This is a genomic window from Dactylosporangium siamense (genome assembly GCF_016862795.1).
Taxonomy (GTDB): domain Bacteria; phylum Actinomycetota; class Actinomycetes; order Mycobacteriales; family Micromonosporaceae; genus Dactylosporangium; species Dactylosporangium siamense.
Window position 1 is genome coordinate 24775 of the sequence record NZ_BONQ01000152.1, and the last position, 11434, is coordinate 36208.

Annotated in this window: 9 protein-coding genes; 2 read left to right on the forward strand and 7 right to left on the reverse strand. The window is 72.2% G+C overall.

Annotation, left to right across the window (positions count from 1 at the left end; genetic code table 11):
• From mraY to mraZ, 7 genes are all read right to left on the reverse strand, one after another.
• The gene (gene mraY, locus Dsi01nite_RS46550) at positions 1–1122 is read right to left on the reverse strand and encodes a phospho-N-acetylmuramoyl-pentapeptide-transferase (protein WP_203852895.1); all 1122 of its coding nucleotides are present in this window, start codon (positions 1120–1122) and stop codon (positions 1–3) included.
• A complete protein-coding gene (locus Dsi01nite_RS46555; RefSeq protein ID WP_203852896.1) occupies positions 1119–2507 on the reverse strand; it encodes a UDP-N-acetylmuramoyl-tripeptide--D-alanyl-D-alanine ligase in 1389 nt (462 codons plus the stop codon). Before Dsi01nite_RS46555 ends, mraY begins: the two co-directional genes overlap by 4 nt.
• Positions 2504–4003 (reverse strand): UDP-N-acetylmuramoyl-L-alanyl-D-glutamate--2,6-diaminopimelate ligase, encoded by a 1500-nt coding sequence (locus Dsi01nite_RS46560; protein WP_203852897.1) that lies wholly within the window; start codon positions 4001–4003, stop codon positions 2504–2506. Before Dsi01nite_RS46560 ends, Dsi01nite_RS46555 begins: the two co-directional genes overlap by 4 nt.
• A 45-nt stretch (positions 4004–4048) precedes the next feature.
• Complete coding sequence (locus Dsi01nite_RS46565; protein ID WP_239136756.1) at positions 4049–6418, reverse strand: peptidoglycan D,D-transpeptidase FtsI family protein; 2370 nt, start codon at positions 6416–6418, stop codon at positions 4049–4051.
• 100 nt (positions 6419–6518) lie between these two features.
• Positions 6519–7058, reverse strand: coding sequence for a cell division protein FtsL (gene ftsL / locus Dsi01nite_RS46570; RefSeq protein WP_203852898.1), 540 nt, complete (start codon positions 7056–7058; stop codon positions 6519–6521).
• A 34-nt stretch (positions 7059–7092) separates the two neighbouring features.
• Positions 7093–8142, reverse strand: a complete 1050-nt coding sequence (gene rsmH, locus Dsi01nite_RS46575; RefSeq protein ID WP_203852899.1) for a 16S rRNA (cytosine(1402)-N(4))-methyltransferase RsmH — start codon at positions 8140–8142, stop codon at positions 7093–7095.
• A gap of 279 nt (positions 8143–8421) precedes the next feature.
• The gene (mraZ, locus tag Dsi01nite_RS46580) at positions 8422–8853 is read right to left on the reverse strand and encodes a division/cell wall cluster transcriptional repressor MraZ (RefSeq protein WP_203852905.1); all 432 of its coding nucleotides are present in this window, start codon (positions 8851–8853) and stop codon (positions 8422–8424) included.
• A gap of 433 nt (positions 8854–9286) precedes the next feature.
• Between mraZ and Dsi01nite_RS46585 the strand changes: the two genes are divergently transcribed.
• Positions 9287–10531: a Mur ligase family protein gene (locus Dsi01nite_RS46585; protein WP_203852900.1), complete on the forward strand. Its 1245-nt coding sequence runs from the start codon at positions 9287–9289 to the stop codon at positions 10529–10531.
• Complete coding sequence (locus Dsi01nite_RS46590) at positions 10521–11234, forward strand: type 1 glutamine amidotransferase (protein ID WP_203852901.1); 714 nt, start codon at positions 10521–10523, stop codon at positions 11232–11234. Before Dsi01nite_RS46585 ends, Dsi01nite_RS46590 begins: the two co-directional genes overlap by 11 nt.
• Positions 11235–11434 lie beyond the last annotated feature (200 nt).

Below are 11434 nucleotides of genomic sequence, written 5' to 3' on the forward strand. Positions count from 1 at the left end.
TCAGCCGGAGCCGCTCATCACCCGCAGGAAGTCCGCGGCGAACAGGCCGAGCGACGCGGCCATGCCGATTCCGGCGATGATCCAGAACCGGACCACGATGTTGACCTCGCTCCAGCCGGCCAGCTCGAAGTGGTGCTGCAGCGGCACCATCCGGAAGATGCGCTTGCCGGTCGTGCGGTACGAGCCGATCTGCATGATCCACGTCACGACGATGATGAAGAACAGCAGGCCCATCAGCGGCAGCAGCAGCACGGTCTTGGTCGCCACGGCGAGACCGGCGATGAGCGAGCCGAGCGCCATGGAGCCGGTGTCGCCCATGAAGATGCGCGCCGGTGACGTGTTCCACCACAGGAAGCCGACCAGCGCCCCGACGGCGGCGCCGGCGATCAGGGCCATCTCCAGGGGGTCGCGCACGTCGTAGCAGTAGTTGGCGTTGTACTCCGGGTCGGCGCACCAGTGCCGGTACTGCCAGAACGCGATCGCCATGTAGCTGCCGATCACCAGGATCGACGTGCCGGTGGCGAGGCCGTCGAGGCCGTCGGTCAGGTTGACCGCGTTGGACATCGACATGACCACGAAGACGAAGAAGACGACCGCGCCGATCTTGGTGATGTTGAGCCAGTCGATGTCGTGCACCCACGACAGCTTCGGGCTGGCCACCGTGGTGACGACCGCGTCGCCGGTCTTCTCCGCCGGCACGTACAGCGCGATCGCGCCGAAGACCGCGCCGATCAGCGCCTGGCCGATGAGCTTGCCGCGCTTGTTCAGCCCGTCGCTGTTGCGCTTGGCGACCTTGAGGTAGTCGTCCAGGAAGCCCAGCAGGCCGGTGAAGACGAACAGGCCCAGCAGGACCACCGCGGTCGCGGTCGGCCCGCTCGGGCGCAGCTGCTGGTCCGGCAGCGTGGTCAGCGCGATGTGCCCGCCGGTGTACGCGATGAGCGTGGCGAAGATGAACACCACGCCGCCCATCGTGGGCGTGCCCTTCTTGCCCAGGTGACCCTGCGGCCCGTCGGCGCGGATCGGCTGGTCGGCCTTGAGCCGGGTGAAGTACCTGATCGCGATCGGCGTGCCGAACAGCGAGATGAGGAACGCCACGAACGCCGCGACGAAGACCGCCCTCACTTCGACGCCGTCCGCAGGGCGTCGGCGATGTCCCACGTCCGGTACCTGGATCCCTTGACCAGGACCACGTCGCGGGGCCGCAGCTCGGCGCGCAGCAGCGCGACGGCGGCCTCCTGATCGGTCACGAGCACCGGGTCTCCTCCCCAACTCGCCACGACGGACGCACCGTGCAGGATCGGCGCGGCCTGCTCGCCCACGGCCACGAGACGGTCGACGCCGAGCTCAGCGGCAAGGCGACCGACCTCCTCATGACCGGTTCGCTCATACTCGCCGAGCTCCGCCATGAAGCCGAGCACCGCGATCATCCGCCGGCCGCCGGCCACCGCGGTGAGCGCGTGGAGCGCCGCCGCCATGGACGCCGGATTGGCGTTGTACGAGTCGTCGATGACCGTGACATCGTCGGCACGGTCGAAGACATCCATCCTTCGGGTCGACAAGCCATCTAGATCGCCGAGTGTCGCGGCGATCCCGGCCGGATCCACACCGGCGTGCGACGCCACGGCAGCGGCGAGTAACGCGTTGCCGACCTGATGCCGCCCGGCGACGTCGAGCCGGACCGCGACCGGTGCGGTACCCGGGACGTGCAACGTGAACCCGAACCGGCCGCGGCCGAGCGGCACGACTTCAGTGGCCCGCACATCGGATATTTCCGATTCGCCCGCGAATTGCACCGGGGCGGCGCTGCGGGCGGCCATTCCGGCGACGCGTGGATCGTCGGCGTTGAGGATCGCGAGGCCGTCCGGGCGCAGCGCCTCGACCAGTTCACCCTTCGCCAGGGTGGTGCCGTCGAGCGAGCCGAACTCGGCGATGTGCGAGGTGCCGACGTTGGTCACGACCGACACGTCCGGCGGCGCGATGTCGCACAGGTACCGCAGGTGCCCGGCCCCACGCGACCCCATCTCCAGGACCAGGTAGCGGGTGCCGGCCCCGGCCTTCAGCACCGTGTACGGCGTGCCGAGCTCGTTGTTGTCCGACGCGGCGGTCGCCACGGTGGGCGCGGCGGTGCGCAGCAGCGCCGCGATGAGGTCCTTGGTGCTGGTCTTGCCGGACGAGCCGGTGATCGCCACGACCGTCAGGGCGTCGCCGAGCCGGTCGACCAGGGCCCGGGCGAGCAGCCCCAGGGCGGCGCGCGGGTCCTCGACCACGATCGTGGGCACGCCGTCGACGGGCCGGCTGCCGAGGACCGCCACGGCGCCGTCGGCGACGGCCTTGGCGGCGAAGTCGTGCGCGTCGACCTTCGCACCGGCGAACGCGACGAACAGACCGCCGGGGGCGACCTTGCGCGAGTCGTACTCGACCGGCCCGTCCACCACGGCGGAGGGGTCGCCGCCGTGCAGGGTGCCGCCGACGACGGCGGTGATCTCGGCGACCGTGAACGGGATCATGCGGCGGCCGCCCGCAGCGCCGCGGCGAGCTCGACCCGGTCGTCGAACGGCAGGACCTCGCCGTCGACCTCCTGGCCCCGCTCGTGGCCCTTGCCCAGCAGCGCCACCACGTCGCCAGGCTTCGCGAGCCCGACCGCGTGGTCGATGGCGGCCCGGCGCCCGTCGACCTCGACGACCGTGGCGGTGCCGCCCTTCGTGCCGGCGAGCACCTCGGACCGGATGAACGCGGGGTCCTCGGTGCGCGGGTTGTCGTCGGTGACGACGACCAGGTCGGCGCCGAACGCGGCGGCCCGGCCCATCAGCGGGCGCTTGCCCCGGTCGCGGTCACCGCCGGCGCCGACGACGCAGATGACCCGGCCGCCCCGGGACGCGGCGAGCGTCCGCAGCGCGGCGAGGACCTCGACCATCGCGTCGGGCTTGTGCGCGTAGTCCACGACGCCGAGCACGTCGCCGGGGGCGTCGACCCGCTCCATCCGGCCGGGCGAGCCGGGGGCCCGCGCGACGGCCTTCGCGGCGACCGAGATGTCGACCCCGACGGCGACGAGCGCGGCGATCGCGAGCAGCGCGTTGGCCACGTTGTGCCGGCCGGGCAGCCGCACGCCGGAGGTGACGGAATAGTCGTGCCGGTGGACGGTGAACCGCTGCCCGTAGCCGTCGGGCGTCACGTCGGTGGCGCGGAAGTCGGCGGCGGAGTAGCCGGCCGCCGAGTAGGTCCACGACGCGGGCTTGCGCAGCCGCATCACCTGCGCGTCGTCGAGGTTCAGGATCTCGGTCGCGGCGCGGCCGTCGAACAGGCGGGCCTTCGCCGCGTAGTACGCCTCGACGTCGGGGTGAAAGTCGAGGTGGTCCATGCCGAAGTTGGTGTATCCGGCCGCGGCGAACCGGACGCCGTTGACCCGGCCGAGTTCGAGGGCGTGGCTGGAGACCTCCATGACCACCGCCTCGACGCCGCGCTCGAGACCGGCCGCGAACAGCGCGTGCAGGTCGGTCGCCTCGGGCGTGGTCCGGGCGCTGTCGATCGTGAGGTCGCCGAGGCGGGTCTCGACGGTGCCGATGAGTCCGGTGACCTGACCGGCGGCCCGCAGCCCGGCCTCGATGAGGTACGCGGTCGAGGTCTTGCCGGCGGTGCCGGTGATCCCGATCGTGGTCAGCTGCCGGGTGGGCTCGCCGTAGACGTGCGAGGCGACGTCGCCGAGGGCCGCGCGCGGGTCGTCCACGACGATCAGTGGCAGGCCCGTGATCTGGGCGGCGCCGGCGGGGTCGGTCAGCACCGCGACCGCGCCGGCGGCCCTGGCCTGGTCGGCGAACTGCGCGCCGTGGACCCGCGCACCGGGCAGGGCCGCGTACAGGTCACCGGCACGCACCGCGGAGCTACTGTGCGTCACGCCGGTGACGGCGGCCTCGCCGTCCTGGGCCGCCATGGGCGCGCCTGCGACGGCCGCCAGCTCGACGGCGAGCACAGGGCGGACACTCCTCGGGCGGGGATAGCCGGGCACGGGGTCAGACCCTACCCGTCCCGCTGGGAAGTGCCAGAGCCGGTGTCACGGGTAGATCGTCAGCTTCGGCGCCGCGGTGCCCGTCGGCACCACCCCGAAGTTGCTCAGGGTGACCGCCATCATCTCCTTGAACAACGGCGCGGCCACGGACCCGCCGGCACCGGTCGGCACGTGCGCGGTGACCGCGACCACGTAGCGCGGCGCCTCCGCCGGCGCCATGCCGATGAACGACACCACCTCACCTGGGGCGTAGCCGCCGTCCTGGGGCAGCTTCGACGTGCCGGTCTTGCCGGCGATCCGGTAGCCGGGGATCGCCGCCTGGTGGCCGGTCGCGTCGCCGAGGGTGGTGACACCCTCGAGCATGGTGCGCAGCTGCTGCGCGTACACCGGATCCATCACCCGGCGGGTCACCGGGGCGGCCGGCTTCGTCTCGGTGCCGTCCGGAGCGATGATCTTGCGGACCAGGGTCGGCTGGACCCACAGGCCGTCGTTGGCGATCGCGCCGTAGACGGCGGCCATCTGGATCGCGGTCGTGGCCACGCCGTTGCCGATCGGGATCGAGCCCGGGCTGGAGCCGGTCCACTCGTTCGGCGGCAGGAGCTGGCCGGGCGACTCGTTGGGCAGGCCGACGCCGGTGCGCTGGCCGAGCCCGAACCTGCGCTGGTACTCGTACAGCTTGTCCTTGCCCAGCAGGTCCGCCACGGCGATCGTGCCGACGTTCGACGACAGCGCGAGGATGCCGGGGATGGTCATCGCCGTGCCGTCCTTCTGCGGCGGGTGGTCGGTGTAGGTCGTGTCGCCCTTCTTGACCTTGCTGTTGACGGTGATCGTCGAGGCGGGCGTGATCAGGCCCTCCTGCAGCGCGGCGCCCATGACGATCGCCTTGTGGACCGAGCCCGGGTCGAAGACCGTCGCCGTGCACTGGTCCTTCAAGTCTTCCTTCTCCGACTTGCCGGGGTCGGCGGCGGCGAACGACGGGTAGCTCGCCATCGCCATGACCTCCATGGTCCGGGCGTCGAGCACGATCGCGGTGCCGAAGGTGGCGCCGAGCGCCGTCATCTTCGCCCCGAGCGCGTACTGCACCGAGAACTGCAGGTCGGCGTCGATGGTCAGCTCGACCGAACTGCCCGGCCGGGCCGGCGTGAGCTTCTCGAACCCCTGCGGCAGCGGCTTGTCGAGGTCGCCCTCGCCGTGCTCGTAGACGTGCAGGCCGTCGACGCCGCGCAGCTGCTCGTTGTAGGCCTTCTCGATGCCGAGCTGGCCGGACAGGTCGCTCTTCTGGGTGTATCCGATGACGTTGGACGCGAGGTCGTAGCCGGGCACCTCGCGGCGTTCGTCGCGCTCGAACGAGATCGCGGCGCCGTAGCCCAGCTTCTGGATCTTTTCGCTGTCCTCGACGGAGATCTGGCGCGCGAGGTACTCGAAGCGGGCGTCGGTCTTGCCGTCGGAGCGCTTGTGCGGGGTCAGCAGCCGCACCAGATCGGACCGCAGCACCCCGTAGTGGTCGAGGACCGCGAACAGCCGGTCGGCGGTCTTCTCCGGATCCTTGATCAGAAACGGGTCGCCGATGACGGACCGGGTCTCCACCGAGTGCACGAGGATCTTGCCGGTCCGGTCGAGGATCGCACCCCGCGACGCGGCCAGGGTGTCGTGCGCGAGCCGGTTCTCCAGCCCCTGGGCGGCGTAGGCGCTGGCGTCGGTGAGCTGCAGCTGCACGAGGCGGATGCCGATCGCGGCGAACATGAGCAGCGCCAGGACCGTGGCCAGGCGCAGCCGGCGGCGTGGTTCGGCCAGCTTCGGCGCGCGGTTGGTGCGTGGCAGCCGGGGCACCCGCACCCGGCTCTGCTTGCGAGGTTTGCGGACCGGGGTCGTCTTTCGCGCCGGGGTACGGCCGGTGCCGCGCACAGGGGCGGCGGCCCGCTTCAGCGGTGCCGGGCGGGCCCCGGTCCGGCCGGTGCGTGGCTCGCCGTCGACGTCGGTGACGGCGCGGTGCATCCGCTGCGTGGTCCGGGCCGGCGTCTTCGGCGCCCGTCCCGGCTCCGTCGCCGGGGGGCGCGGGGTGTCCGCGGCCCGGCCGGCGGCGCGGCGGCCCGTGTCGGTGCGGCCGCCCTGCAGGACCTCCAGGGCCGGCCGGAACGGGTCGCCGCGCCCCGAGCCGGCGTGCTCGACCGAAGCGTCGCGCACGGAGCGCCCCCGCGGCGTGTACCGGCGCGCCTCGGACATCGTGCCGCGCACCGGTGGCTCGGCGGCGGGGTCCGTGCCGGCACGGGAACGGGCGGCCGCACCGGCACCCCCCGCGCCGGCGCGACCGCCCGTCCGCTGCCGACCGGCGTCACTGCTGCTGCGACCGGCCTCCCGCCCGGCGCCCCCGCGCCGCTCGATGCCGCCCCGCCGATCAGGAGTGTCGCCAGCCATCGTCCTGCAACTTCCCGTTGTTGAATTTGGCGTGCTGTTACCTGACCGGACCCGGCAAGTCCCTGCCCGGGCCCGGCAAGTACCTGCCCGGGCCCGGCACCTACTTGCTCGGGCCCGGCATCTCGAGCTTGGTCCCGTCGGGCAGCAGCAGGAAGGCCGGCGTGCGCGACGGCACGAGCCCCAGCTGCTTGGCCCGCGACGCGAGCGTCACCGGGGACTCCTTGCTGGCCAGGTCGCTGCGCAGCCGCTCCTCGTCCCGGTCGAGGGTGCTCTGCTTGGTCCTGAGCGCGTCGAGCTTGAACGCGTTCTCGGCGATCCGCGTGTTGAGCACGAGGATGCCGATCACGCCGAGGAGCACCAGCACGAGCACGAGCGCCACGAACGGCGCGCGTGGTGCGCTGACCGGTGCCGGTGGTGCCACCCGCAGCCGTGGCCGCTTCTCGTCGCGCGCCTCCCGGCCCGGCTGGGCCGCCTTGACGGCCGGCTGGGTGGTCCCCCGCTCCGGCTGGAGCGCCGTCGCGCCGATGGTCGGGGCGTCGCTGTCCTGCTCAGCCTGGCGCGCCGTGGTCCGGCCCCCCGACCGCGATGCACCCTGCTGAGTCCTGCGCGGCCGATCGGCCGGCAGTGTCGTCACGTTCATCTCACACCTCCCCCAGAGGTTGTGCCTGTTGCCGTTACTTGCCGTCCTGCTTGCGGTCCTGCCTGGTGCGCTGCTTGCGGTCCTGCTTGTGGTCGTGCCCGGCGTCCTGCTTCGGGTCGTGCCCGGTGTCCGCGTCCGGCTTGCGTTCCACGGCCCGCAGCCGCACGGACGCCGCCCGCGGGTTGGCCGCCACCTCGGCCGCGTCGGGGAGCTCGGCTCCCCTGGTCAACACCTTCAGCTCCGGGTCGCTGCCCGCCGGAACGAAGGGCAGCTCGACCGGCACCGTCGATCGGGTCCGCCCGGCGATCGCCTGTTTGACCAGGCGGTCCTCGAGCGAGTGGTACGACAGCACGACCATCCGCCCGCCCGGCTTGAGCGCGTCGAGCGCCGCCGGCAGCGCCCGCTCGAGCACGGCGAGCTCGCCGTTGACCTCGATCCGCAGCGCCTGGAACGTGCGCTTGGCCGGATGCCCCCCGGTCCGCCGCGCCGGTGCCGGAATGGACTCCCTGACCAGCTCGGCCAGCCTGGCCGAGGAGCTCAGCTCCCCCTTCGCCCGCTCCCGCAGGATCGCCTGGGCGATCCGGGAGGCGAACTTCTCCTCCCCGTACACCCGCAGGACCCTGGCGAGGTCGCCGTGGCTGTAGGTGTTGACCACCTCGGCCGCGGTGATGCCCCGCGTCTGGTCCATGCGCATGTCCAGCGGCGCGTCCTGGGCGTAGGCGAACCCGCGCCCGGCCTCGTCGAGCTGCATCGACGACACCCCCAGGTCGAACAGCGCGCCATCGATCCCGCTGACCCCCTCTTCGCCCTCCAGCACGTCCTCGAGCTCGTCGTAGACGGCGTGCACGAGGCGGGTCCGGTCGGCGTAGGGTGCCAGCCGCTGCCCCGCGAGGCGCAGCGCCTGGGTGTCACGGTCCAGGCCGAGCAGCCGCACCCCCGGATGCGCCAGCAGCACGGCTTCGGCGTGACCACCGAGGCCGAGCGTGGCGTCCAGGTGCAGTGCGCCCGTGCGGTCCAACGCCGGGGCGAGCAGCTCGAGGCAGCGCTCGAGCAGCACGGGAACGTGAATGTCCCGCTCCCCCATCGTCGACCCCCTACTGCGGCGGGTTCGCGGCCCGCCGTTGTGCTGAACGTTGCTGTTCCCTGTGCACCGTTGAGCTGAAACGTGATTCACGTCCCGCTACACGGGTCGGGCGTCTTGCATCGGGCGGTCGTCGTCGTGCTGGTGCGGTAGTGCACGAGCGCCGTACCGCCAGCTCCCCATCCGCCCACTCCGCCCTGGCGCCGGGGAAGTGGCGTCAGGACCTTGGAGCGGCTGGAGAGCTCGCGGTACGGCGGTCGACTCGGTGTCTGCAGTTGGACCTCACAGTCCGCCCGGCAGCACCCCCTCCTCGATGCCGGCGAAGTCGTCTTCGCTGTCGGCGAGGTAGGTGTCCCACGCCTGCCGGTCCCAGATCTCAACCCTGGTGCTCGCGCCGATGACGACGAGATCGCGGTCCAGCCCGGCATACTCGCGGAGATGCTGCGGGATGGTGACCCGGCCCTGACGGTCGGGGACCTCGTCGTGCGCACTGGCGAAGAACACCCGGCTGTAGGCCCGGGCGGCCTTGTGGGTCATCGGCGTCGCGCGGAGCTGCTCGGCGATCCGGCCGAACTCGGCGCCGGGAAACACGTAGAGGCAGCGTTCCTGTCCCTTGGTGATCACGACACCTCCCGCCAGCTCGTCCCGAAACTTGGCCGGCAGGATCAACCGGCCCTTGTCGTCCAGGCGGGGAGTGTGGGTGCCGAGAAACATCGACATCCACCCCTTCCCACCGCGAACGGTCCCCCCGGGGCCGGCCGAGCCCCCCGGCTCCGCCATCGCGCTCCACTGTACTCCACTTCCCTCCACCGTCAACGAGAAAACACCGGAAGTGACATCGGCGCGCATGAAGAAATCCCACGTCAAACGGGGTGTCGCCGGGGCACTGTCGAGTGGAGGGGTTTGGCCGACCGGTCACCCGTACGGTCGTTTCGGCTGGTCGTATATGCGGACAAATCGCCCATCAGGTCGGACTTTACCGGTCCTTTATGGCTCCTTTAAGGTCCGATCCGGGTCCGGTCCCGCCGCGGTGGAGGGAAGTGGAGCGTTCTGGGACGAGGGGCGGGGTGATGGAGACGTTGGGTGTGCGATCGGCGGCAGGTAGGGTCTGGCGCATCGCTGGACGCCGGACGACCGTGGAAGTGAGATGACGGACCACAAGCTCCCGATGCGGGCGAAGCTCGCCACATCGTTGTCGCGCGGCGCTGCCGCACTGTCCCGCGCCACCGGCCGGGGGGACGGCTCCGTCATCGGCGGCCGCATCGCCCTGATGGTCGACCCCAACCTCCTCGCCGAGCTCGCGGCGGGCCGGGAGATCGCCCTGATCTCCGGCACCAACGGCAAGACCACCACGACCCGGCTCACCGCGGCCGCCATGGGCGTCCTCGGCGACGTCGCCACCAACAGCCTCGGCGCCAACATGCCCACCGGGCACACGTCCGCCCTGGCCAAGGCCGGCGCCACGCCGTATGCGGTGCTCGAGGTCGACGAGCACTACCTCAAGCAGGTCCTCGACGCGACCCACCCGAAGGTCGTCGCGCTGCTCAACCTCAGCCGCGACCAGCTCGACCGGGCCAAGGAGGTCGCCATGATGGCGGCCCTGTGGCGCGACGCGCTGCCCGGCCGCGACCTGCACCTCGTCGCCAACGCCGACGACCCGATGGTGGTGTGGGCGGCGGGCAAGGCCGTCGCCGCCGGCACGAGCGTCACCTGGGTCGCCGCCGGCCAGCGCTTCCACGACGACTCATGGGTGTGCCCCGAGTGCGGCGCCTCGATCGAGCGCAACGGTGAGCAGTGGGCCTGCGTCGCGGGCAACCTGAGCCGGCCCGTGCCGCACTGGACCGTCTCCGGCGACGGCGTCGTGGACAACACCGGCACCTATCACCACATCGAGCTGCAGCTGCCCGGCCGGGTCAACCGCGCCAACGCCGCGACCGCCCTGGCCGTCGCCGCCCACTTCGGGGTCCCGCCGGCCAAGGCCGTGCCGGAGCTGTCGAAGGTCGCCTCGATCGCCGGCCGCTACGCCGTCGTCGAACGCGACGGCCGGACCATCCGCCTGCTGCTGTCGAAGAACCCGGCGGGCTGGCTGGAGGCCTTCGACATGGCCGACGACGTGCCGACCCTGCTGTCCATCAACGCCCGCGACCCCGACGGCCTGGACACCTCCTGGCTCTACGACGTCGACTTCTCGCCGCTGCGCGGCCGGCGCGTCCTCGTCACCGGCGACCGGGCCATGGACCTCGCGGTCCGGCTCGAGGTCAACGACGTGCCGTTCGAGCACGTGAAATCCTTCTCGCAGGCGCTCACGCTGATCCCGCCCGGCCGGCTCGAGGTCATCGCCAACTACACCGCATTCCAGGACATCAGAGCGGAGCTGGACCGTGTCAACTGAGTCGCGCCTGCGCCTGATCTGGCTGTACCCGGACCTGCTGTCCACCTACGGCGACCGGGGCAACCTGCTGATCCTGGCCCGCCGGGCCGACCTGCGCGGCCTGCCGGTCGAGTGCGCGGAGGTCCGCGCCGACCAGGCCGTGCCCGCCGACGGCGACGTCTACCTCATCGGCGGCGGCGAGGACGGCCCACAGGCCCTGGCCGCCCAGCGGCTCATCGCCGACGGCGGCCTGCGCCGCGCCGTCGACCGCGGCGCCACCATCTTCTCCGTGTGCGCCGGCTACCAGCTGCTGGGCAACTCCTTCTACGCCAAGGGCGCCAAGTGCGCCGGCCTCGGCCTGCTCGACCTGGACTCCGACCGGGGCGAGACCCGCGCCGTCGGCGAGCTGGCCGGGGAGGTCGACCCGGCACTGGGCCTGCCGACCCTCACCGGCTTCGAGAACCACGGCGGCCGCACCCACCTCGGCCCCGGCGTGCGCCCCCTCGCCCGGGTCACCGCCGGCATCGGCAACGACGGCCGCTCCGAGGGCGCCTGGCACGGCCGGATCCTCGGCACGTATTCGCACGGGCCGGCGCTCGCCCGTAACCCCGGCATCGCCGACCTGCTGCTGCGCTGGGCGACCGGCATGACCATGGAGCCGATCGACGACCGCTGGCCGACCCGCCTGCGCGACGAGCGCCTCGCCGCCGTCCTGAAGTCCTGAGACGAGCACCTCGCAGCCGTCCTGAAACCCGGCCCCGAGCCGACCTGACGACTCCGCCGCCGACGCCCCCGACGCCGGCGGCACCGTCGTGCCCCACCCTCCACCACCCAGCCCACAACGCCGATCCCGCTCCCGACCCCGACCGGACTGATCAAAGCCTCCCAACCGCGACCGTTCCACGCCTTCGATCACGACCCCGG